Annotated in this window: 24 protein-coding genes; 14 read left to right on the forward strand and 10 right to left on the reverse strand. The window is 46.1% G+C overall.

From position 1 onward, the window contains the following. From ACM0OZ_RS39875 to ACM0OZ_RS39885, 3 genes are all read right to left on the reverse strand, one after another. On the reverse strand, window positions 1-1,771 hold a 1,771-nt coding region (locus ACM0OZ_RS39875), incomplete at its 3' end, for an AAA-like domain-containing protein (protein WP_414588399.1). Then, window positions 1,764-3,887 (reverse strand): AAA-like domain-containing protein, encoded by a 2,124-nt coding sequence (locus ACM0OZ_RS39880; protein ID WP_414588400.1) that lies wholly within the window; start codon window positions 3,885-3,887, stop codon window positions 1,764-1,766. The genes ACM0OZ_RS39875 and ACM0OZ_RS39880, both read right to left, overlap by 8 nt. A gap of 419 nt (window positions 3,888-4,306) precedes the next feature. Then, window positions 4,307-4,492: a hypothetical protein gene (locus ACM0OZ_RS39885; RefSeq protein WP_414588401.1), complete on the reverse strand. Its 186-nt coding sequence runs from the start codon at window positions 4,490-4,492 to the stop codon at window positions 4,307-4,309. Window positions 4,493-4,552: 60 nt separating this feature from the next. Here ACM0OZ_RS39885 and ACM0OZ_RS39890 point away from each other — a divergent pair, with 60 nt between their 5' ends. Beyond that, window positions 4,553-6,079 carry an RNA-guided endonuclease TnpB family protein gene (locus ACM0OZ_RS39890; RefSeq protein WP_414588402.1) on the forward strand — a complete coding sequence of 509 codons (1,527 nt, stop codon included), beginning with the start codon at window positions 4,553-4,555 and terminating at the stop codon, window positions 6,077-6,079. 164 nt (window positions 6,080-6,243) lie between these two features. Here the strand turns inward: ACM0OZ_RS39890 and ACM0OZ_RS39895 are convergent, their stop codons facing one another. The 3 genes from ACM0OZ_RS39895 to ACM0OZ_RS39905 all read right to left on the reverse strand — a co-directional run bounded on the left by ACM0OZ_RS39895 (window position 6,244) and on the right by ACM0OZ_RS39905 (window position 8,774). Beyond that, entirely contained in the window at window positions 6,244-6,552 is a 309-nt protein-coding gene (locus ACM0OZ_RS39895; RefSeq protein ID WP_414588403.1) for a hypothetical protein, read from the reverse strand. A gap of 32 nt (window positions 6,553-6,584) precedes the next feature. Then, a complete protein-coding gene (locus tag ACM0OZ_RS39900; RefSeq protein WP_414588404.1) occupies window positions 6,585-7,784 on the reverse strand; it encodes an FtsW/RodA/SpoVE family cell cycle protein in 1,200 nt (399 codons plus the stop codon). A 405-nt stretch (window positions 7,785-8,189) separates the two neighbouring features. After that, entirely contained in the window at window positions 8,190-8,774 is a 585-nt protein-coding gene (locus ACM0OZ_RS39905; protein WP_414588405.1) for a TetR/AcrR family transcriptional regulator, read from the reverse strand. Between the two features lie 102 nt (window positions 8,775-8,876). On the opposite strand from ACM0OZ_RS39905, the gene ACM0OZ_RS39910 reads away from it, so the two are divergent. Next, window positions 8,877-9,419, forward strand: coding sequence for a hypothetical protein (locus ACM0OZ_RS39910; RefSeq protein WP_414588406.1), 543 nt, complete (start codon window positions 8,877-8,879; stop codon window positions 9,417-9,419). A gap of 148 nt (window positions 9,420-9,567) precedes the next feature. On the opposite strand, the gene ACM0OZ_RS39915 is transcribed toward ACM0OZ_RS39910, so the two are convergent. From ACM0OZ_RS39915 to ACM0OZ_RS39930, 4 genes are all read right to left on the reverse strand, one after another. After that, entirely contained in the window at window positions 9,568-9,774 is a 207-nt protein-coding gene (locus tag ACM0OZ_RS39915) for a phycobilisome linker polypeptide (RefSeq protein WP_069347352.1), read from the reverse strand. Between the two features lie 229 nt (window positions 9,775-10,003). Continuing rightward, on the reverse strand, window positions 10,004-10,492 hold the full coding sequence (gene apcB, locus ACM0OZ_RS39920) for an allophycocyanin subunit beta (RefSeq protein WP_414588407.1): 489 nt from the start codon (window positions 10,490-10,492) through the stop codon (window positions 10,004-10,006). A gap of 65 nt (window positions 10,493-10,557) precedes the next feature. Beyond that, on the reverse strand, window positions 10,558-11,043 hold the full coding sequence (apcA, locus tag ACM0OZ_RS39925; RefSeq protein ID WP_414588408.1) for an allophycocyanin subunit alpha: 486 nt from the start codon (window positions 11,041-11,043) through the stop codon (window positions 10,558-10,560). A gap of 380 nt (window positions 11,044-11,423) precedes the next feature. Further along, entirely contained in the window at window positions 11,424-14,819 is a 3,396-nt protein-coding gene (locus ACM0OZ_RS39930) for a phycobilisome rod-core linker polypeptide (protein ID WP_414588409.1), read from the reverse strand. Window positions 14,820-15,323: 504 nt separating this feature from the next. Here ACM0OZ_RS39930 and ACM0OZ_RS39935 point away from each other — a divergent pair. The 12 genes from ACM0OZ_RS39935 to atpA all read left to right on the forward strand — a co-directional run bounded on the left by ACM0OZ_RS39935 (window position 15,324) and on the right by atpA (window position 23,543). After that, window positions 15,324-15,683: a hypothetical protein gene (locus ACM0OZ_RS39935; RefSeq protein ID WP_414588410.1), complete on the forward strand. Its 360-nt coding sequence runs from the start codon at window positions 15,324-15,326 to the stop codon at window positions 15,681-15,683. Between the two features lie 52 nt (window positions 15,684-15,735). After that, window positions 15,736-15,891, forward strand: a complete 156-nt coding sequence (locus ACM0OZ_RS39940) for a hypothetical protein (protein ID WP_414588433.1) — start codon at window positions 15,736-15,738, stop codon at window positions 15,889-15,891. After that, the gene (locus ACM0OZ_RS39945) at window positions 15,848-16,174 is read left to right on the forward strand and encodes a hypothetical protein (protein WP_414588411.1); all 327 of its coding nucleotides are present in this window, start codon (window positions 15,848-15,850) and stop codon (window positions 16,172-16,174) included. The genes ACM0OZ_RS39940 and ACM0OZ_RS39945 overlap by 44 nt, the downstream gene beginning before the upstream one ends. A gap of 91 nt (window positions 16,175-16,265) precedes the next feature. After that, on the forward strand, window positions 16,266-16,529 hold the full coding sequence (locus ACM0OZ_RS39950; RefSeq protein ID WP_414588412.1) for a hypothetical protein: 264 nt from the start codon (window positions 16,266-16,268) through the stop codon (window positions 16,527-16,529). A gap of 46 nt (window positions 16,530-16,575) precedes the next feature. Beyond that, complete coding sequence (locus ACM0OZ_RS39955; protein WP_414588413.1) at window positions 16,576-17,784, forward strand: class I SAM-dependent methyltransferase; 1,209 nt, start codon at window positions 16,576-16,578, stop codon at window positions 17,782-17,784. Window positions 17,785-18,147: 363 nt separating this feature from the next. Then, window positions 18,148-18,585 (forward strand): ATP synthase subunit I, encoded by a 438-nt coding sequence (locus ACM0OZ_RS39960; RefSeq protein WP_414588414.1) that lies wholly within the window; start codon window positions 18,148-18,150, stop codon window positions 18,583-18,585. A 164-nt stretch (window positions 18,586-18,749) separates the two neighbouring features. After that, the gene (gene atpB, locus ACM0OZ_RS39965) at window positions 18,750-19,505 is read left to right on the forward strand and encodes a F0F1 ATP synthase subunit A (protein WP_414588415.1); all 756 of its coding nucleotides are present in this window, start codon (window positions 18,750-18,752) and stop codon (window positions 19,503-19,505) included. Between the two features lie 124 nt (window positions 19,506-19,629). Next, complete coding sequence (gene atpE, locus ACM0OZ_RS39970) at window positions 19,630-19,875, forward strand: ATP synthase F0 subunit C (RefSeq protein ID WP_006278178.1); 246 nt, start codon at window positions 19,630-19,632, stop codon at window positions 19,873-19,875. A 320-nt stretch (window positions 19,876-20,195) separates the two neighbouring features. Beyond that, a complete protein-coding gene (locus ACM0OZ_RS39975; protein WP_414588416.1) occupies window positions 20,196-20,687 on the forward strand; it encodes a F0F1 ATP synthase subunit B' in 492 nt (163 codons plus the stop codon). Between the two features lie 120 nt (window positions 20,688-20,807). Further along, a complete protein-coding gene (locus tag ACM0OZ_RS39980) occupies window positions 20,808-21,371 on the forward strand; it encodes a F0F1 ATP synthase subunit B (RefSeq protein WP_414588417.1) in 564 nt (187 codons plus the stop codon). Continuing rightward, window positions 21,368-21,922, forward strand: coding sequence for an ATP synthase F1 subunit delta (gene atpH, locus ACM0OZ_RS39985; protein ID WP_414588418.1), 555 nt, complete (start codon window positions 21,368-21,370; stop codon window positions 21,920-21,922). The genes ACM0OZ_RS39980 and atpH overlap by 4 nt, the downstream gene beginning before the upstream one ends. Before the next feature lie 100 nt (window positions 21,923-22,022). Beyond that, the gene (gene atpA / locus ACM0OZ_RS39990) at window positions 22,023-23,543 is read left to right on the forward strand and encodes a F0F1 ATP synthase subunit alpha (protein ID WP_414588419.1); all 1,521 of its coding nucleotides are present in this window, start codon (window positions 22,023-22,025) and stop codon (window positions 23,541-23,543) included. The last annotated feature ends 41 nt before the right edge of the window (window positions 23,544-23,584 follow it).

A 23,584-nucleotide genomic window follows, 5' to 3' on the forward strand; every position in this document is an offset into this window, starting at 1 on the left:
GCTGCCCGTTGAGATTCCACAACCGTACCGTCTTGTCATCACTGCCAGAAGCAATCGTCTTGCCATCTGGGCTGAATGCGACGCTCCAGACAGAACTGCTATGCCCAGTGAGGGTTTTGAGTTGCTGCCCGTTGAGATTCCACAACCGTACCGTCTTGTCATCACTGCCAGAAGCAATCGTCTTGCCATCCGGGCTGAATGCGACGCTCGTGACAGAACCGCTATGCCCCAAAAGGGTTTTGAGTTGCTCCCCCTTGAGATTCCACAACCGTACCGTCTTGTCATCACTGGCAGAAGCAATCGTCTTGCCATCCGGGCTGAATGCGACGCTCGTGACAGAATCGCTATGCCCTTCCAGTCGGTTGCGTTCCCTTATCCCATAAACAATCTGCTGGAGAGTGGCGACGGCATTCATGCGGTTACTTGGTTCTATATCCTTGTCTGGAAGTTTGACTCGTTTGCCTAACTTCAAACTTTCTATCAAAGCCTCAAAATTTAAATTTGAGGTAAACAGGTTTTCAGAAGTGAGACTTTGTATAAAAATTTCTAGGTTTTTGCTGCCACTTTCTTCACCACGCAGACGTTGTGCGTTAGCGTACAACGCCATCGCGCCCATTGCCACAGAAAATATTAACCCTCCTGCAAGATAAGGTAGTAACGGTTTATAACGCTCCCAAGCATCCCGCAAATTCAACGCCAAATGTTGATTGATCCACTTTAAATCAAACACGTGCCGATAAATTCGATTCCGCACCTGCAAAGCAGTGTTCTCACGCCGCACCACACCCGACAGCTTCAGATGAGACTTAACTATTGATTGTTCCTCATCCAGAACCGACTTACCCCGGCGAATCTCTCGATATACACTCAAAACACCTTCTTTATCAGGTGCGCGTTTAGTCAACATATCGCGCACAAACTGCAAGTTGTTATCTTGCTCACTCATTACACCCAAGAAAGTACTACTCACCAAGCCGTCAACATCGCTTTTTGACCAACTTTTCTTATCCTGCTGACTAACAATATTACAAAGCCGCTGCGATAAATATGGATGTCCACCCGTCCACTCCAGCATCCATCTCAGCACCTGTTGCACTTCCTGAGTTGCTAGCCCTAGTCCCTTACCCAGAGGTTTTGCCTCCTCAAAGGTGAAATCAGTCAAGTCAACGCGCTGACCAATATTAAACGGTGTACGCTTAGGATCGCGTATCAAATCCCCCGGAGTTGCGACACCAATCAGGACAAAGGAAAGACGGTGAAATTCTGAATCTGAAGCGCGAGCAACGTAAAGATAGCGAATAGCGGCAAAAAAATCGTCAGTAAAATCTAAGCTGAGTGTCGTATCAATTTCATCAACAAAAATGACTACAGGTGAGGCAACTTCTTTCAGCAACACATCCTCAAAAAATGAAGTCAACCGCTGCGTAAAACCCAGATGAGAGCGTTCTTGCCACCACTGCACCACATCTGTATTTAGCATCAAGCTTCCTTCAATAATTGTCAGTAACCCCAGATACCATTGTTCAGCAGTCACCTGCACGCCCACCTGCGTCAAATCAATCACAACCGTCTTAATTCCTTCTTCTGCCAGTTGTTCAGCAGTCCGCACCATCAAACTCGACTTGCCCATCTGGCGTGATGTGAGGATGTACGCAAACTTCCTTTCCCGACACAGCGTCAGCAATTCCTCATCGGCTTTGCGGGGAATGTAAACACCATTTTGGTTGGCTTGCACAGTCCCGCCAACAGTGTAAATGCTTGGGTTACTCACGCAAGTTCTCCCGGAAATAGTTGGCGTAAAGCTGACAGCGTGGCAAAACTGTCCGTCCTTCCTCGCGCACCAAACCCGCACCCCGCAGCCGCCAAAAGAGGCGCTTATCTTCGCAGGTATTCTGACGAATGATTTGCAGCAAACTTCGGATCAATTCTGTTTTATCATGCAGCAGCGAGAGATGCCGACGCAGATGATCGCCAAAAGGACCACTATCAGCCGTCGCATTGGCAAACAACTCTGTTGTGGATATTTGCTGATTCGCAACTAAGTAAAGCGCCCGACGCACTAAGTAAGGATGCCCACCCAACAGCACTATCAATTGCCGTTCCTCACTGGGGTTCAGGGGGGAACCGTGACGGTGATTGAGGTCAGCCACTTGTTCTGGTGTAAAATCTTGTAATTCAATCACCTGCCCAACATTAAAAGGTGATTGGTTGAGGTCATCAATCAGTTGATAAGGTTCAGTGGAAGTCACCAGTGTCAAATCCAGCTGCTTCCAAATCGGTATGGTGGCGCGGCTATTGTGCCAACTCCGCAACATCCCAAAAAAATCATTGCGGAAGTCAGCATCAAAAACCTTATCCACCTCATCCATTGCCAAAACAAGAGGCGTCTTGCCCAACTCTTTTAAAATATGGCGTTGAACGTAGCGGGTGCAACGCTGGCTGTTACCAAGGGGCGTCTTCCAATACTCCTCCACTCTGTCTTCCATATCCAATTCATAAGTCAGCCAGCTACAAAACCGCTGAAAGAAAAGTTCAGCATCTGTTAAAGCGGATTTGTCAAACAGTTGAAAATCCAAGAAAGCAACTCGCTTACCCGCGTTCACCGCAGCCTCAATTGCGCGAATCAACAGCGAACTCTTACCAACTTGTCTCGGTCCTTTAATCGCAATGGTGACTCCCTTCTGTGCAATTGTCCTAATGGCGATCGCATCCGATGGACGTTCCACATAAAATGCAGATTCGCTGTCCATCGTCCCTTCTGGCATTTCCAACGCCACAGGCTGTGCTGAAGCAAAAGGTCGAGGTAACGGTGAAGGTTCACTCGTCTCAAGTAAAGCAGCTTTGGCTTGCGCCGCATCAAAAGGCAACTCGCCACCTGAGATAGCTTGTGTCAACTCTGCTATCAGCCGTGGTGTATCCTCTTCACCTTGCCAAAAAGCCCAGTTGATCTTGTTCAGGTAAGCACTCAGAGGATACTGAAACGGCTCTCGATATCCCAAACGCACCGGCAAAATAGCGGGACGCCCTCCTTGCAATTGCGCCATTTCGTGCGCCATCCGGATTTCTTGCTCTACCATCTCGCTGTAAACTGACCGCGCTGAAAGGAAAACAATGAGAAAATCAGCTTGACGAATTTCCCCTTCAATGCGTTCAGCCCAGCGCGTACCTACCAACATCGTCTGATCGATAAAGACTTCGTGCTGCGGCGACAGCGCTTGAAAAACTTGTAAAGCGGTTGGTTGATCTGGCTCAACATCGCGCTTGTAGCTAATAAAAATACGCTGGCGTGTCGTCTTCCCAGGAATAGGATTATTGAGCGATTTTCTTTTAAAGACTGGAGTTTCGTGTTCCTTTAAACCAAAAAGCTGAGAGCAACCCAACTCATAAGCAAACTCCATCTCTTCCCCAGCAGCTAGCGCATCGTAAAACGCCACAGCAAAATTAATCGCTGCTTTGTCTCCTATTTGCCGATTCATGCCAATCACATACTCAATGTGTTGGCTAATCGCTTCTGCTTGCACCTCTGAATAACAAGCATTCAGCAGAACACACTCAACCCCTTTTCTAGCGAATAGCTTAAACATACCCGCCAGCGCATCTGCCTGCACAAACGCTATTTGCCCCGTGTCATCCTCCAGCACAATGCCATCTTCGCCAGCACCGTGTCCAAAGAAGTGAACAATCTGGGGCTGAGTGTCCAAGATTGCTCGGTAAAAGTCGCGCGATCGCACTGCCCATTTCTGCTCTAATTTAAACTGCTCCCGCTTGTTCGCGCGTCGCAATCCCTCATCAATTTCCCGTACCTCTTCATCCAGCCGCAACTGAGAAGTTTTTCTTGGATTCGCCGCCAAGAGCAAAATTGTTTTGACACGGGTGTTATTACTCATTAGCGACTATTGAGAAAGTGTTAGAATTTATATATTGACAAATTTATTTAAATATGTATAAAACACCGATTCAGCACAGTGCAATATCTTATTGATATCTATATGTTATAGAAAAAAGCAAAATCAACTTATGCAGTATAAATGGAAAGACCAAAACCTCCCCTCCCCTTTGCAAGGGGAGGGGATTAAGGGGAGCCAGCGCTGCAGGAGGGTTTCCCTCCGCAGGCGACTGGCGTGTGGGGTAAATCAACGTGGGATAAACCTTTGAACGTGATTGTTGACACCAATGGCATCTTTCCCAGAAATACACCTAAAATAACGCGGGAGCATGGTAGCCCCGAAGTATTCGGTTCAAGAAATTAAATGAATTGAACCAAATACGTTATTTATATCGGGGTGGAAATGCGACGCGCCCTCATTTATTCAGCGTCATAACTCCTAATCCAAGTTTCTATTAATTCACTGACACTTGTGTTCTGCCTGTCAGCCACTTTTTGTAATTTTTTCCAGCCAGTAGGAGTAAACATTAACCGATGTTCTTTTTTAAGTTCATCATAAAATACTGGTGAATTTCTAACTCTTTTTTTGCCTTTACCTGTAGCCATCCTAGAATACCTGCTGTATACTAAATAAATAATAGCAAACAAACGGGAGGTGATGTCAAAGTGGTTCGGAGTTCAACTTTATCTTTTATTACAGAAGTGCCGTTAAAAGTAGATAGTAAGCAGGAATCTGAATTATTAGCTCGGTTTCAAGCGGGTAGACAGCTATACAATGCGTGCCTTAATGAATCGATAAAGCGACTAGAATTAGTCCGTAACTCCGAGCTATATCAAGCAGCTAGACAGTTGCCCAGAACCAAAAAGAAAGAACGTAGCGAGGCATTCAAAAAAGCGCGTGAGCAGTACAGATATTCTGAGTATGACTTGCATTCGTTTGCAAATTTAACTAGCAAGAATGCTAAGTGGATTGCTCAAAAAGTTGATTCAAATACTCAGCAAAAGTTAGCTACCCGTGCTTTCAAAGCCAGTGAACGAGTTATGCTTGGACTGGCTCGTGATGTTCGTTACAAAGTACCAAGTAGGTTTCGTTCAGTAGAAGGTAAAACGAATAAGCAGGGGCTGAGATGGAAAGACGATTGTTTAGTTTGGGGCAGTCTTAAACTGAAGCCAATCATTGACCCAAGTAACCCAGTTATTCGATATGGTCTTGAATCTCCAGTTAAATATGTGCGCTTGTTGTGGCGTATTTTGAATGGTAAACGTCGTTGGTATGCTCAGTTAGTTAATGAAGGTAGCCCGTATCAAAAACCTCAAAACTACGTTTCTGATGGGCTGATTGGCTTGGATTTGAACATTTCCAACATTGCGTTTGTTAGTGATGACCATGCTGAGCTACTGCCTTTTGCAGAAAAAGTCCCGACATTTCAACATGAGATAACCAAACTGCAAAGACAAATGCAACGTTCCCAACGTGCCAATAATCCTGACAACTTTGAACCTAACTTCAAAGCGAGAAGGGGACGTAAGACCATTGTCAAGAAGGGGAAGGTTAAAAAAGGAAAGGCTCAATGGAAGAAATCTAGCAACTATCTTAAAGCAGCAAACAAGAAACGGGAACTAGAACGACGAAAAGCAGCTTATGCCAAGTCTCAAAATCGTCGTGTTGTTAACGAAGTTTTGCGGCATGGCAAGCACATAAAAACTGAGAACATCTCAGTAAAGGGATGGCAAAAACGTTATGGTAAGGCTATTTCTGCCAAATCTCCTGGTTTTGTGCAATCCGAACTGGTTCGTAAAGCTGAAAACGCTGGCGGGTCAGTTATCAAGTTTTCTACTCAAACAACTGCGCTTTCCCAAACTCACTTGGACGGGACGCGCATCAAAAAGTCCTTGTCTCAACGAGTTCACCGGGATTGTACTGGCATCCCAGAACATCATCGTGATTTGTTCAGTGCATTTTTGAGTAGATATGTAAATCAGAACAAGTTGGTGTTGCAGGATATGTTCAATGCATATTCGGGACTGGAACCAGTCCTGTTGGAGGCATACCAACGTTATTTAACCCGCGAACAAGTAGGCACGTCTGAACGTAGGCAGTCTGATTCTCCCTCGGAGCGGGTTTCCAACGAGCTACTAACCCCTAGCCAGATAGTCAATAAGGACGACAAGCTAGGTGGGGATGTGGCGTGATTCTCCGTCTCTTTAGAGCGGAGAGGGTTCAATTGCTATACCAATCCCGTTTGATTTTTGCAAAAAGTTAAGTATCTTTCGGGTGGGCAATGCTCACTAGATCTGGGTTATATCTGGGTTTTGCTGAGCATTGCCCACCCTACGTGTATTTCTGACTTTTCACGTCATGTAGAAAAGTCCACAAAAAATCTAATCACAAATGTACAGACGCGCCATGGCGCGTCTCTACAACCCAAAATTCTTGCGTCTCTCTCAGTAATAAAAGCTGCTCCTCTTCCCTCCCCTCTTAGGGGAGGGTTAGCCAGAGGTGGAGAGAGAAATAGAAGCGAGGTTTTCCAGATACCCTGAAAAGTAAGACGTGTATTTCTACCAAATCTTTGATTTGGTGTGGTGTTTCCCCCACCCTCCTCGTCGCCCAGTCCTACAGAACGATGATCCTGAGTTCTGAGTTCTGGGTTGTAGAGACGCGCCATGGCGCGTCTCTACATTTGTGAGTTCTTTCTTGTCAAACCTTATTTTTCTGAAACAGCCGCCGTTTCCGCCTCTTCTCAGTCTCTTCCCGCAACGGTACGACTTCCGCTTCACTACTCTGGCGTGCGACGCGAATCAGTAAACCAGCTCCGAGCAAACTGGCAATCATTGAATTCCCACCATAACTAAACATGGGCAATGGCAAACCAGTCGTTGGCAAAGCACCTGTCGCAACGCCAATATGAAGTAATGATTGTCCCACCATCAAAACTGTCACGCCGATCGCCACCAACCGATACACTGGATGCTTAGCCTTAAGGGCTACAATTAATCCTAGGGTGGCGTATAAAGCTAGTAGTAGCAACAGCACCACACCACCAACGAAGCCAAATTCCTCAGCAAACACCGCAAAAATAAAATCAGTGTCCTGAATTGGTAAATAAAACTGCTTTTGTTGGGAAAGCCCAAACCCAGCGCCCCATTTTTCACCAGAACCCACCGCTAGCAAACTTTGTACCAGTTGATAGCCATCCCCAGTTGCATCAGCCCAAGGATTGAGGAATGACAACACTCGCTTACGCTGATATTCTTTGATACTGATACTGAGTCCTGCCAACAACACTCCCCCAACTGCCGTTCCTCCCAAGTACTTGTAAGGTAACCCAGCAGCAAGGGCAATCAGCCAAATCGTCATGCCGCACAATGCTGTTGTACTCAAGTTGGGCTGCGCTAAAATACCTAGAATGACAAGACCAAAAATACCCAGCCAAAAGAAGCGAACGCGCGAACTCAGTTTTTCCCACTGACCAAAAAGTCGCGCACTTTGCAGCACCAAAAACGGTTTAATTAATTCAGACGGTTGAATTGGAATCGGTCCTAGAGCTATCCAGCGAGATGCATCAAAAGCCTTCCTTCCTAGTCCTGGTATTAACGTCAGGAAAATCAAACCTAACAGCAGTATCACAAACCAATGGGATATGCCCAAAATGCTACGCAAGGGCAAATGAACAACTATGTTGAATACTATTAAACCTACTAGCACCCATAAAATTTGACGCTTAAAGTAGTACAGTCCATCATGATGACGAACATCAGCTACAGCATAGGATGCCGAAAATAGCATGACTAACCCCACAAACAGCCAAACCAGTGTTAACCAGCGCAATAAACGCGCCTCTAATGCCCAGCTGGACACGGAGTCATCAAATAATGGAATCAAACGGCGGAGATTCACGATTAATATAACTTAAGGTGTAAGATGTCATCGTTGAGAGTTGACGTTAATGATACCAACTTGCACTCAAACAAGAGATGACTTTTGAGATTGAGTCTAGGGTGTAGCGTGTGGTAATTCTCTATATTTAACGTAACTTCGATGTATCCTGATTTGACCCCTCTCCAAACCTCTCCCCTACAAGGGGAGAGGCTTAAAAATCCCATTTTTACGTCAATACGGTTCAGTTAAGGTTGATGTGTAAAAAATTACGTAGTGTAGAGACGTGCCATGGCACGTCTCTACATTGTGTCCCTGATAAGGGTTTTGGTCTTATCTGAACGGTATTGATTTTTAGGTAGCTCCTCTCTCTCCTTGTAGGAGAGGGAGGTTGGGTGGGAGAGGTCGGTGAGAACTCACGTATACTTATTCCCGTTTAAGGATAAGACCAATGGCGCGGCGTATGTATGCTTCCACTGGCTCATCAGTAGGCTCGAAAACCAGTGCGTAAAGCATGATTCCGCTCATAAGGTCAAAAACCATATCACTGTCTGTATCTGCTGGAATTTCATGTCTTGCTTTAGCGCGTTCAATCACAACGTGAAAAGCTTGGCGTCTTGGCTTGAGGTATTTTGTCCAATAAACTTGAGCAAATTGGGGACTGCTGGAAGCAGCGCCGATAATCATAGCAAGAATTTGACGACCCAAAGGTGTAAGAGTCGTTTTCACCGCACTCTCAATAATGCAGTCCAAGTCTCCCCCAACCGTACCTGTATCAGGAATCTCTATTTCTTCTCGAAGAGTCTCAATTGCATCTGCGACTAGTTCTTCTTTGGAACGATACCGTCGGTAGATTGTGGTTTTGCCGACACCAGCATGAGCGGCGATCGCATCAATGGTTATACGTTCGTACCCTATTTTCGCCAATAAGTCAAGGGTAGCCTGGAGGATGGCTTGATGAGAAGCAGCACTGCGCGGTCTTCCAGGTTGTTTTTTAACGGAATCATTCATGCAATGACGAAAGAATTTTTTTCTTCAAATAATTATCAACAGACTTGATACTGGCATTTAATTTACGATACTTTAAAGTATCGTAAATAGTTGGTGCAGATTATGATTCAACGCACTCGTCCTCAATATACCGAGAAAAACAGCACTCAGACCCTACGACAAGGACTGGAGGAGTATTACGCCGCGAACCCGGATTTTACCCATCCAAATCAGATGCCGCCGGATTTCGCCAAAATCATGCTGGCTCATGATGCCAGCCATGTCGTATTTGGCTGCGATACCGATATGTATGATGAATTAAAACTGCTGCCTCTGACCTTTGTTGCCACTGACTACAAGTTTCGAGACTGGTTGCGCGATCGCAAGAACCCGGCAGTAGACGTGATGTATGACGACTTGGTGAAGCGCCAAGGTTTACTATGGTTGTATGGTTCGATATTGGCAGTATTGCCGCGATTCTTGCCAGAGTTAGTTATGATGTGGTTCAAGACTCGCGGATCACGGAAGTACTATCCGTTTTTTGACTTTGAACCGCTACTTGAGCGCTCTTTGTTAGACATTCGCCAAGAGTTTGGGCTTTTACCACTTCTTTCGTCAAGAAAAAACAAAGAAATTCAACTCCAGACAAATTTAGAAGCCCAGTAGTCTTTCATCATGTCCATTCGTGAACAACAAGATTCCCGACTTCTTGAAGAAGTCGGGAATCTGAGCAAATCAATTCATACAAGCAACAAAAAAGAGGTCAAATCGACCTCTTCACAACTCCCTACAATTCGTATTCGGTTTAAACGAATTACAGCAACCCAGTATTGGCTCCTTGCTTGCCAGTAGCCAATTCTACCTTAACGATTGTGCCGCCCGCTTTTTGAATGCGTTGCTGTTCGCGGAACCAGTTTTCGTAGGGAACGAGTTTGGTGAAGTAAGTATTTTGTAGTTCGCGTTGGGTACGAATGCGGGTTTGGCTAGGAACACAAGCAGTAATTTTAAAATACCGTGCCATGTGGTTGTTAATCTCCTATAAGTGACTGTGGAAACTTTCTTATTTCAAAACTGTGAGTGCATATTTTTATCTAATCACTCAAAGGCTGGAAATCAGGCGTCAATACCAGACCGCTAACACTCATCACACATCATATTTAGCAAGATAAGCGATTAAACGTTCTAGCACTCACGATTGATTTCCAGACCTTAAGAAAGCCGCACTTAAATTATTAAGCGCAACCTAGCTCTTAGCTTAAGCCAGAGGAAATATAGTCTAAGTAAACACCCATTTCCTTACCAGCATCAGGACCTACCAAGCTAGCGGTCACTTCTTTGACAGCTTGAATAGCTTGTACAGTAGCACCAATGGGTACACCCAAGGAGTTGTAGGTTTCTTTCAAACCGTTCAGTACACGCTCATCCAAAATGGATGGATCGCCAGCCAACATAGCGTAGGTGGCATAGCGGAGGTAGTAATCCAAGTCGCGGATGCAAGCAGCATAGCGACGGGTGGTGTACATGTTACCACCGGGACGGGTAATGTCAGAGTATAGCAGGGACTTAGCTACAGCTTCTTTGATAATTGCAGATGCGTTAGCTGCGATGGTAGTAGCAGCACGTACGCGCAGTTCACCAGTTGAGAAGTAGCTCTTTAGCTTCTCGAGAGCACCAGTATCCAGGTACTTACCTTGAACGTCTGCAGAGTTAATGACAGAGGTGATTGCGTCTTGAGCCATGTTGTTAATTCCTTATTTCCAACCTTATTGCATTACTTCAGTTTCAGCAGGGAAATAACTTCACCTTACTGCATAGCACCGACTAGGTAGTCGAAGTAAGAGCCAGCTTCACTAGCGTCTTCGCCAGACAACAGGGAAGCAGCAACATTCTTTAGACCACGAACACCTTCAGCAACACCCTCGATAGGAGTGCCGAGAGACTTGTACATTTCACGAACACCCACAATACCAATTTCTTCGATGGGGGTGACATCACCAGCAACGATACCGTAGGTAACGAGACGGAGGTAATAATCTAGGTCGCGTAGACAAGTAGCGGTCAGTTCTGTACCGTAAGCGTTGCCACCAGGAGAGACAACATCAGGACGCTTTTGGAACAGTTGGTCACCTGCTTGCTTAACAATCCGCTCCCGGTTGTCTGTCAAAACTTGAGCGATGCGGAGGCGACGCTCACCTGTGGTAACGAAGCTCTTAATCCGATCCAATTCGCCAGGGCTGAGATAGCGTGCTTCTGCATCAGCATTCACGATGGCTTTCGTGACGATACTCATTAATGCATTCCTCCAGTACTAATGAAACCAGGATTTAGTTAAAGTGGTGCGACTTTATAGGTTCACTGAGCTTATTTTCTCGTTTTTTTAGACACAACAGCCAAATAACTGCTGCGACTAGTACATTCCGAGTCTGCTTGAGTAATGGCTAGTACACAAGCTTCAAAACTCAACTACCTTCCGGAATTATTTTCGGGCATTATGTTGAGGAAATATGACTGCTCTTAACACTTTGTAATATTCCTTTTCATGTTTACTGTCGTGCCCGAAATCTGAAAGCAATGTTAAGAAAGGTTGCAAAGGCACAGGAGAAGCTAGAGGAGATGAGGAAGTAACGCCCTCCTCATCCTCCTCATCTTGCTTATTCCCGTCTCTTGGCTTTATCGCAGGCTAGACCGTCCGGTAATCACAGACGGAGATAGGCTAGACCAAGACTGCTTGACCAAGTCAGCCGCCGCCTGCACGCTACCGAGGTAGTTACCAGCAGGTAGGGATGGGAAGCGACCATAAGGCACTACGTCTTCACCAAAGTAGCGGGCGTACTCTAAGCTGTTGACGATCGCCTCTACAGCCGCTTTTAAACCGCTATCTGCCAGCAGTTTGTTGTACTGGCGAATCTCGGCTTGGGTAGCGGGTGCGCGTCCCAACAGGTGACGGAAGAGGAATTCAATCACCTTGGTGTTGGGATAGGGGGTGTAGAAACGCTTACGATAGATATCCGAGCTAGCAAGCTCACGAACAAACTCGCGTACGGAAATTTCCCCATTGCGCAGTCTGCTTTCTAAATCCGTACGGCGGAAGTAGTCAGGAACTTGACCGCTAAACACATCCAGTACCTGAGTGTAAATAGCGTTGATTGCCTGCTGCGTTTCAGCTTGATTTGCACCTGTCGTGACGCGGTAAATGCGTGCAGGTTTGCGGCGGCTTGTACCCACACCCACTTCCACGGACTGTCCGCGACCATCGTTGTAGGAACGACCGAGTTCAATAAACAGCGGCTTGGTCTTGTCAATTTCTCGTGCTTTCGCTGCCAAATCTGCGATCGCCTTCGCCAAAATTGGTGTGTTCGCGCTATTCATGCGGGGCTTCACTGGCTCAAAGCTGGGAACCACCAAATCATTATTCTGCTTGGTGAGCTGGTTGTACAGCTTCTGAGTATTCGGGAAGTTCGCCGCGGGTAACGTCGGGAAACGGTTGTAAGGAACCGTATCTTCACCAAACGCTTGCCCATACTCCTGACTACTTACCAACGCCGCAATAAATGCGCGAAGCCCTTGGGTTGCGAGTATCTGGTTATACTTGCGGATTTCTGCTTGGTCAACTGGCGCACGTCCCAAGAAGTGCTTGGTTCCCAGTTCGATGACCTTAGTGTTCGGGTATGGCGTGTAGAACTCTTTCAGGTAAAGGTTAGAATTACCCAAACCTTCAATAAATTCCTTAACAGTGATTTCACCATTCCCCAGCCTGCTTTCTAGCGACGTAAATTCGTTCTGGGCGATGTAGGGTTCAATATTGCGCTCGAAAATCTGGCGATAAGCAGCACCGATGACAGTGTCTACAGCGACTTTATCATTAGTTCCTGCGACCAACTTAAAGATTTTCGTTTGTTCGCGCTTCTTGGTGACACCTTGGTTAATACGGAACTGAATATCGGGTTCGGTCCGTACTTCTTGAACGGTGCCTAATTCCACAAACCGTGGAGTTTCTTCCTTCTCAACTTTCGCGCCGACATCCTCACGGATACTACCAACACGCAGTTGTCGCAACGCAACACCACCAGGAGTCAGATACCGTTCGTATGGAACTGTATCTTCACCAAAAGCCTCACTGTACTCTGGAGTATCAATGATGGCATCAACGACTGCGTAGAAGCCCTTCTTGGAGGCGATGTCAAAATACTTGTTGTTTTCTTGGCGACCGTAGGTAGGACGACCTAACAAGCGGCGGTGGATGTACTCAATCGCCTTACACACATAAAGCGGAGTCCAGTACAGCTTGCGGAATAAATCCGACTTAGCTAAAGCACGGATAAACTCCCGTACAGAAATTTCGCCGTTTTCCAGCTTAATCTCTTGCACCTTCAAGCGCTGACCTTCGTAAACATCGCGACCGAATACTTGTAAGTAAGCTGCGCGAATCAACGCTTGTGTGGAGCTTTCAGAGAATTTAACACTGACTCCAGTGGGTGATTTTCTACCTCTTGTCCCAGGCAGTTGATCCAACCGGAATACCTTGGGACCCAGAGTACCAGGAAACTCACCTCGCGCCCTAGGATTGCTGTTTTGGTTATTGATACCAGGTCCTTGGTGAACTAGGATACGCTTGGTATCCTTACCAAAAGGAGCTGGACGGGTGCTGGGGTTACGAGTTTCTTTCGGGAAAATTGCCCCAAACTGAATTTCCAACGGGTCATTCCCAGAACCATAGGGATGCTGGTCGGGCAATGGCTGCTCGTAATCAGCAAACAGTGTGATAAACTGAGGTACTTTGCGGAAGGGCGCACTGTAGTTCAACAGGTCTTGCTGTGGTCCCCAGTTGCGGCATTCTTGTGCTTCTTGACCCAGACCCCGGATGTAGGGTACTGTTTCTTCGCCAAAGTAGTCAGAATATTCCTGAGAATCTACCAAAGCATCGATTAAAGCTGGCAAACCGCCTCGGGAAACAATATCAAAGTATTTTTGCACTTCCTCCCGGCTACTTGGTCCCCGTCCTAAGAAGTGACGGAAAGCAAGCTCTAGGGCGCGGCTGTTGATAAATGGATCGTAAAATTGTTTCCGATACAAGGGAGATTTGCCAAGGCGGCGGACAAACTCTTTTACAGAGATGTCGGCATTCTTCACCTTCGATTCCAGGTCAGATATGGACTGGCTGTAAGCACGAGTGATATCGCGCTCAAAGATTTGCCGATATGCCGCTTTGACTGCTTCATTTTTCTCAGATGCTGACAACCCAGGCTTGATCACATACTTGGGACGCCGTTCTGCCGCATTAAAGTAAATTTGGGGCAGTTGCAAACCTTGTTGGTCGCCAGAGGGACGTTGGCGCAGTTTACCCGAAGGGGTGGGTGCTTTGAATTCTGTAATCAAAACATCCATGTACTGAGACACAATTTCTGTTGCCTCAGCATCTCTACGGAAATAGGAAATTGCCGCTGCTTTCATTTCCTGTAAAGCGACAATTGTGGCTTCACCGGAACAAGCGTTCTCAATAATTTCTCGCAGACCACGTGTGTTGACAGCGATGATGTTGGGGTCACCAGCCACAATCGCATACGTAGCGTAGCGCAAAAACCACGACAAGTCCCGCAGGCTCTTCGCCATATTTGCCGGACCATAACGCGCAATGTTAATTGGTCGGAAACCCGGAGGAGTCGGACCACTGGGCGAAGAGTTAAAGATAGATCGCAAATTTTCTAAGAAACCACCACGAGTTTCTACGTAGGTGACGGTTCCTAGTTTCATCCCCTCTCTAACTTCCGATCCTGCAGCAACCGGCACCAATTCTGGTTCCCTGGGCTTTTCCAAAAAAGCCATTGGCGAACCACCCACAAAAATCCTGTTGGCAGCACGGGAGACAATAATCTCAGAATTTTCCGTGAGCGTCTGGGCGATTTCAAGACGCTTGACACCAGATGCAAAATACCTTGCCAGTTCATTGAGTTCCCCTGATCCCAGAAAGCGGTCTTGCTGTTCTGCTTGGGAAATTGTTGATACAGCTAGGGTTTGATATAGTTGCGGGCGTGCAACTGAGCTTCCACCACTTGCCTTAACACTCATCGGATTTGTAAAACTCCCATCATATTTTTTTTGTGTTAAGTCTGGGTTGATTTTAGGCTTGACACATCGGTGCCGTTATGCGTTCCGACTGCCACCTCAAGACTGCCAAAAAAAATTAACCCAGTCAGCTTTTAGATTAGAACGTTTTGCGATTTCTCTGTGGCTTTATTAAGAACTGTGTCGAAACTATAGTATAAATGTATCAAATCTTAAAGCAGATGCTGCCGCTTCTCTGAGAATAACTTTAAGATTTGTATCATTTTTTAACAAAAGTACATCCTCTAGGGAACAGACTACAGCAAGGAGATATGGGATAGGGTACAGCATTAAAGAAAGTACACATGATTCAGTTTTGTAGGGTGTGTTATCCCGCAGGGTAACGCACCATCCGAGATTTTTGGTGCGTTAGGACGCTCTGTCCATAACGCACCCTACTACATGAAAACTCAACCACCATAGGCAGTTTAATTGATAATAAGACCGCTTTTGTCATTAGGAGACAGGATGTCAAATTCATCTGAGTTACACACAGAGCTTTCAGATGAGGCGTTAACTCATTACGCAAGTGGTCAGGAGCAAGAGCGTTTATCAAGAGGTACAGGTTTACTGGAACTCGTGCGAACCCAAGAACTTCTCAGCCGCTACCTGCCTTGTCCACCTGCAGTGATTTTTGATGTTGGCGGTGGTGCTGGTGTCTATTCTTATTGGCTAGCACAGCAAGGCTATGAAGTCCATCTCATTGATGCGGTTCCTTTACACATTGAGCAAGCCCAGAGTTTTTCTCAAGCTCAACAAGATTATCCTCTAGCTAGTGCAGGCAGTTGGCGATGCTCGTCAACTCAATCGCGCAGACCAAAGCGTTGATGCAGTTCTCCTCCTTGGACCTTTGTATCACTTAACTGAGAGCACAGAGCGTGTGGCTGCTTTGCGTGAAGCTCGTCGTATTTTAAAGACTGGAGGTCTTGTCTTTGCTGTGGGAATTTCTCGCTTTGCTTCGACCTTAGACGGGTTAGTTCAGGGATATCTCGATGATCCAGAGTTTGCCCTGGATTGTTCAACAGGATTTAGCTGATGGTCAACACCGCAATCCAAATAACCATCCAGCTTACTTTACAACAGCGTTTTTGCATCATCCTGAAGAACTTAGAGCAGAAGTTGAAGAAGCGGGTTTCTATTATGAAACAACATTAGCGATCGAAGGACCAGGTTGGTTACTGCAAAACTTTTCCCAACATTGGAATGAGTCAAGTCGGCGTCAACGCCTTCTAGAAGCCATCCGTTGGATAGAAACTGAACCCTCTATGTTAGGAATGAGTGCTCACATCATGGTAGTTGCTCGCAAAGATGCGGTCTAGCATTGCAGTTTTTCTTAACCTAAATTCCCCTAAAAAACTTGTTTAACGTAAGCATTGTCAGTAAAGCTATGCTTCTTGTGGGGTGGACATCTTGTCCGCCCAAAAATACAGACATCCACCCAAAAATACAGACGGGCGAGACGCCCATCCCACAAGAACCAAAAGAAATTCGGCGTTGCTGATTCCAAGTATGAATTTAGGTTCGCGCAAAGTCGCAAAGGCGAGCCAGCGCTATGCAGGAGGGTTTCCCGACAGCCAGGCGACTGGCGTCGCAAAGATAAGGGTTTTGAAAATTAAAGGAAGAAAATTTCATACCTCAATTCAGCAACGCCAGAAATTCTTTAAGCTACCGTAAGTACCCAGCATTCGCTAAACTCAGAAATGCTGCCATTATCCTGACTATGTCCGATTCTCAAACCGTTAGCGCTGCTGTTGCCAAACTCTACAACACCTACCCCTTTCCCCCAGAACCTCTGCTGGATGAACCACCTCCAGGCTATAACTGGCGCTGGAATTGGTTGGCTGCCTATAATTTCTGTACAGGTCAAAAACCCCAAAAACAAGACATCCGCATTTTAGACGCAGGCTGCGGTACGGGTGTGGGAACGGAATACCTTGTTCACCTTAATCCTGCGGCTTCTGTTGTCGGAATTGACCTCAGTACCAAGGCTTTGGAAGTTGCTAAAGAACGCTGTCAACGTTCCGGTGCAAACCGCGTTCAGTTTCATCACCTCAGTTTGTATGATGTGGAACAGTTACCGGGTGAGTTTGATTTTATCAACTGCGTCGGTGTGTTGCATCACTTGAGCGACCCAATTCGCGGTATTCAAGCCTTGGCAAAGAAGTTAGCCCCAGGCGGTTTGATGCACATCTTTGTCTACGGTGAGTTGGGGCGCTGGGAAATTCAACTGATGCAAAAGGCGATCGCCCTCCTCCAAGGTGACAAGCGCGGTGATTATCGTGATGGTGTTCAGGTCGGTCGGCAAATCTTTGCTGCTTTACCAGAAAATAACCGTATTGTCAAGCGTGAGCGAGAACGTTGGTCTTTGGAAAATCAACGGGATGAAAACTTTGCGGATATGTACGTGCATCCCCAGGAAATAGATTACAACATTGAGACGTTGTTTGAACTGATTGATGCTTCAGGATTGGATTTTGTTGGTTTCTCAAATCCTGGTTTTTGGCAATTAGACAGACTTTTGGGCAAAGCGCCAGAGTTGATGGAAAGGGCACAAGGGTTAGGCGATTGCCCAAGGGGCACAGGCAAAGCCAATCGCGCTTCGTACCGCCTGATAGAATTATTAGACCCAGAAGTCACTCACTACGAGTTTTTCCTGAGTCGTCCGCCTCTACCCAAAGCTGACTGGTCAGTTGATGATGCCATACTGGCAGCCATTGCTGAGCGAAATCCTTGTATAGATGGTTTTCCGAGTCAGTGTGTCTTTAACTACGATTACCAGATTGTGAATTTATCGCCACTGGAGTTGGAGTTTTTACAAAAGTGCGATGGTCACTCAACAGTAGGAGGGATTTTGGCAGGCTCGCAACTGGGTTTGGATGCGGTGAGAACGCTCCTCAAGCAACAGCTGATTTTGTTGACACCAAGTTGAGAAACAAACTCCCAAAACACCAACGGCGCACACCAGAAGGTAAAAGGTAGAATATAAATTAAGAGATAATCGGCTTTTCTCTGGGTGCGACTCCTCATCTCCCCACAACTGACAACACGGAATTTCAGGAATTAGGGATAGGGTATGGATTTATCCTATTTATCCTTATATTCCGTATATTCCGTGTCATAAATCGTTTTTGTACTTGGTGTATCTGTTTTGTACTTGGTGTATCTGTCCCTGTCCTTTTTTTGGTGAGAATAAGTTAATTGTTTTTTTCTAAAGTAATGTTACCTGTTCGTGATATGATTCAGCTGGCTGAAAATGCAGTCAACATAATTAGCTGTACTGGTTTCGAGTCCCGTGAGCTTGTCAGACGAATCAACTGATCCCACACCGACAATACGACAAGATGCTCAACCTGGTTTTGAGGACACAGAACCAGCAAGCTCTATGCAGGAGTTCTATAAACTCTACCAAGAGTTGTTGCTCATCACTCTTGTCTTGACAGGGGTTGTATTTATCTCTGTTTGGATTTTCTATTCCCTAAACATTGCCCTAAATTATTTGCTTGGGGCGTGTACAGGTGTGGTTTACTTGAGGATGTTGGCAAAAGATGTTGAGCGTTTGGGTAGAGAAAAAAATCAGTTGAGTAAAACTCGGTTAGCGCTACTAGTAGCGATCATTCTACTAGCATCGCGGTGGAATCAACTGCAAATATTGCCCATATTTTTGGGATTCCTTACCTACAAAGCAACGCTGATCATCTACGTAGTTAGGTTGGCATTTGTCTCTGACTAGCCAAAGCTCCGGCAACCATAAAAGGCTCACGCGAGCGCGAGCTTTCTTAACCGAAGTTTTCCGAAAGGAAAATCCACCTCGGAAAGTCCCTTTGGAATATCCACGCCGCAAACTCGCTCCACTTCTCCAGGTAAGATTGGAGAAATGATAGGTAGGTCAAGAAAATGCTGAATTTTCTGAACATCTTCAATTCTGTTCCCCTTGCAGAATTGGAAGTGGGAAAGCAACTGTACTGGCAAATTGGCAATTTAAAACTGCATGGGCAGGTGTTTCTCACCTCCTGGTTAGTGATTGGCTTGCTGGTGTTAGTTTCCATCGCTGCAAGCAGTAACATCAAGCGAATTCCGAGTGGGATACAGAACTTCATGGAGTATGCCCTAGAATTTATTCGGGATTTGGCGAAAAACCAGATTGGCGAGAAAGAATACCGCCCTTGGGTGCCATTTGTTGGCACTTTGTTTTTGTTCATTTTTGTGTCAAATTGGGCAGGAGCACTTGTTCCTTTGAAGCTGATTCACCTACCTGAAGGTGAACTAGCAGCTCCCACCAGCGACATCAACACAACTGTTGCCTTGGCATTGTTGACATCATTAGCGTATTTTTACGCAGGATTCAGCAAAAAGGGTTTAGGGTACTTTGGCAACTATGTCCAACCAGTGGCTTTTATGTTGCCTTTCAAAATTATTGAAGATTTCACAAAGCCCCTTTCCCTAAGTTTCCGTTTATTCGGTAACATCTTGGCAGACGAACTGGTTGTTGGAGTGCTGGTACTACTGGTACCTTTATTCGTTCCTCTGCCAGTGATGGCTTTGGGATTATTTACCAGCGCCATCCAAGCACTGATTTTTGCCACCTTGGCTGCTGCTTACATCGGTGAAGCGATAGAAGACCATCATGGTGGCGAAGAGCATGGTCATTAGTCATGAATCATGAGTCATAAGTCATTAATTGAAAACCAATGACGAAGGACAAATGACAAACGACTTTCTGACAAAATAAAACGTTCAAAACCCTTATCCATTCAGTAAACAAGGAAAGAATAACATGGATCCATTGATTTCTGCTGCTTCCGTTTTAGCTGCTGCTCTTGCTGTAGGTTTGGCTGCTATTGGTCCTGGAATTGGTCAAGGTAATGCAGCAGGTCAAGCTGTAGAAGGTATTGCTCGTCAGCCAGAAGCAGAAGGTAAAATTCGCGGTACCTTGCTGTTAAGCTTGGCGTTCATGGAAGCGCTAACCATCTACGGTCTAGTGGTTGCTCTAGTCCTACTGTTTGCTAACCCCTTCGCATAACTAGGTGCTGAGTACTGAGTACTGAGTACCTCATAAGTGCTGAGTACTGAGTGCTGAGGAGCCACTGTGTGAAGAGTCCAGCGCTAAGGATTTCCCAAGGCAATGCGTCCTTGGGGAGCCAGGGCGCCCTTGGAGGTTCCCGACCTTGTAGCATAGGAGCGTGGTTCCCCCACCATTAAGACGGCAACTGCCGTTGCAAGTCACGCAAGTGGCATTGCTGAGGAGCTTATTCTTCCTGCCTCACAACTCAGGACTCATTGATCAGAACTTTTGAGTACTTCATTACTCAGGGCGAAACTAATAGAGAGGAACAAGCAACCATGATACACTGGACAGCCTTATTTGCTGTAGAAGAGGTTGCCAAAGAAGGAGGGCTGTTTGACTTAGATGCTACCCTGCCTTTGATGGCGATCCAATTTCTACTTTTAGCTATAATTTTGAACGCGATTTTCTACAAACCTCTAGGCAAAGCAATTGATGAGCGGAATGAATATGTCCGCAACAATCAATTAGAGGCGCAAGAACGCTTGTCAAAAGCTGAGAAATTGGCGCAGCAATACGAGCAAGAATTAGCAGGAGCAAGACGGCAAGCACAAACAGTGATTGCTGATGCTCAAGCTCAAGCTCAGAAAATTGCCGCCGAAAAGACAGCCGATGCACAAAGAGAAGCTCAAGCACAAAGAGAACAAGCAGCTAGTGAAATAGAACAGCAAAAACAGCAGGCTCTTGCTTCACTAGAGCAAGAGGTAGACGGACTCAGTCGCCAAATACTAGAAAAGCTTTTAGGAGCAGATCTAGTAGGTCAGCGCTAAAAAACAAAACACTTATTAGTTATTAGTGGTTAGTAGTTAGTAGTGAATAACAACGAACAACTAACAACGAACAACTAAGACAACAGACAGCTTTGGCAGCGCAGTAGTGGATGGAAGAAGATGGGGACTTTTTTACTGTTGATGGCAGAAGCAACCGCCGTCGGAGGTGAATTGACAGAGGCAGCAGGTGAAGGAGGTTTTGGTCTAAATACTAATATTTTAGAAACAAACCTAATTAACCTTGCCATTATTATTAGTGTGCTGTTTATCTTTGGGCGGAGAGTTTTAGGCAATACGCTCCAAGAACGCCGTGAACGGATTGCAACTGCGATTAAAACCGCAGAGCAACGCGCCAAAGATGCAGCAGCAGCCTTAGCAGAGCAGCAACAAAAGTTGGCGCAAGCTCAAGCAGAGGCAGAAAAAATCAAAAAAGCAGCCCAAGAAAACGCCCAGAAAGCAAGAGAAGCTATACTGGCTCAAACAGCTGTTGAGATTGAACGTCTACGGGAAACAGCAGCGTCTGACTTGAACACAGAACGGGAAAAAGCGATCGCCCAACTGCGGCAAAGAGTCGTCGCTTTAGCACTGCAGAAAGTTGAGTCAGAACTACGGACTGGAATTGCTGACGATGCTCAACATACATTAATTGACCGCAGCATAGCGCTACTAGGAGGCAACTCATGACAAGTAATGTAGCAACAGCCGAAGTAGCGGTGCCTTATGCAGAGGCGTTGATGTCAGTCGCACAGTCCAAAAATCTGACAGATCAGTTCGGTGAAGATGTGCGTTCTTTACTGAGCTTACTTTCAGAAAGCGAGCAGTTGCGAAACTTTATTGCTAACCCGTTTGTCTCGTCAGAAGACAAAAAGGCAGTCATCAATCGTGTTCTCGGTGATGGCGCTAACCCATACTTGCGCAATTTTTTGCTGCTGCTGGTAGATAGAAAGCGCATTATATTGCTGGAAGCGATTTTTCAGCAATATTTGGTGCTATTGCGGCAACTTAAACAAATTGCTCTGGCAGAAGTGATTTCTGCTGTTCCCCTCACAGAAGCTCAGCAACAAGCTGTAAAAGATAGGGTGATCGCACTGACGAATGCTCGCGAGGTGGAATTAGAGACCAAAATTGATCGCGAGTTAATTGGTGGTGTCATCATTAGAGTAGGCTCTCAAGTTATTGACGCCAGTTTACGGGGTCAACTGCGCCGCATCTCTTTACGTTTAAGTGGCGCTTAGAAAAATTATCAATTGTTTATCATGAATGATGGATGCTCGCTGGCATTCATCATTCATAATTCCATCCTCGTTCCGTCTCGCAATAAAAGAAGATAGACAAATGGCAATTAGCATCAGACCCGACGAAATTAGCAACATTATTCAGCAGCAGATAGAACAATACGACCAACAAGTCAAAGTGGCTAACGTTGGTACCGTTCTGCAAGTAGGTGACGGTATTGCTCGTATCTATGGTCTAGACAAGGCTATGGCTGGCGAGCTATTAGAATTTGAAGACGGCACAATTGGCATCGTCCAGAACTTGGAAGAAGACAACGTCGGTGCGGTGCTGATGGGCGAAGGTCGTGATATTCAAGAAGGTAGCTCCGTAACCGCCACTGGCAGAATTGCTGAAGTACCTGTGGGAGAAGCCTTGGTTGGACGAGTTGTAGATGGTTTGGGTCGTCCAATTGATGGCAAGGGAGACATTAAAACCACAGAAACTCGTTTGATTGAATCTCCAGCACCAGGTATTGTGGCTCGTCGCTCTGTACACGAACCACTGCAAACTGGTATCACAGCCATCGACGCGATGATTCCCGTCGGTCGGGGACAACGGGAATTGATTATCGGTGACCGTCAAACTGGAAAAACGGCGATCGCCATTGACACAATCATCAATCAAAAATCTGAAGACGTGATCTGTGTCTACGTTGCGATCGGTCAAAAAGCTTCGACTGTGGCGAACGTTGCGCAGACATTACAAGAAAAAGGCGCGCTGGACTACACAGTTGTCGTCGCCGCCAACGCCAGTGACCCAGCCACCCTGCAATTCTTGGCTCCTTATACAGGTGCTTCGATTGCTGAGTACTTCATGTACAAAGGTAAGGCGACCTTGGTGATCTACGATGACCTTTCCAAGCAAGCTCAAGCTTATCGTCAAATGTCCTTGCTCCTGCGTCGTCCACCCGGACGCGAAGCTTATCCTGGAGACGTATTCTACATCCACTCCCGTTTGTTGGAACGTGCCGCTAAGCTGAGTGACGAATTAGGTGCAGGTAGCATGACCGCCCTACCAATCATCGAAACTCAAGCAGGTGACGTATCTGCTTATATCCCCACCAACGTTATTTCGATTACTGACGGTCAGATATTCCTGTCTTCCGACCTGTTCAACTCTGGTGTCCGTCCCGCAATCAACCCCGGTATTTCCGTATCGCGGGTAGGTTCTGCTGCTCAAACCAAAGCAATGAAGAAAGTTGCTGGTAAGTTGAAGCTGGAGTTGGCGCAGTTTGACGAATTGCAAGCTTTCGCACAATTTGCTTCTGACCTAGATAAAGCAACTCAAGACCAGCTCGCACGCGGTGCGCGCTTGCGGGAACTCTTGAAACAGCCACAAAACGCGCCGCTATCCGTATATGAGCAAGTGGCTCTGCTGTACGCTGGTATCAACGGGTATTTGGATGACGTCCCAGTAGATAAAGTCACTGCTTTTACCCAAGGACTACGCGAGTACTTAAAGACCAGCAAACCTCAGTACACTGAATCAGTACAAACCAAGAAAGTACTGGGCGACACAGAAGAATCAGCTTTGAAGGAAGCAATCAACGAATACAAGAAGACCTTCTTAGCAACAGTGTAAATCAGGAGTCAGGAGTCAGCAAAAAAATCTTATTTCTCTGT

It is taken from the genome of Scytonema sp. PCC 10023, assembly GCF_963920835.1.
Classification (GTDB): domain Bacteria; phylum Cyanobacteriota; class Cyanobacteriia; order Cyanobacteriales; family Nostocaceae; genus Kalymmatonema.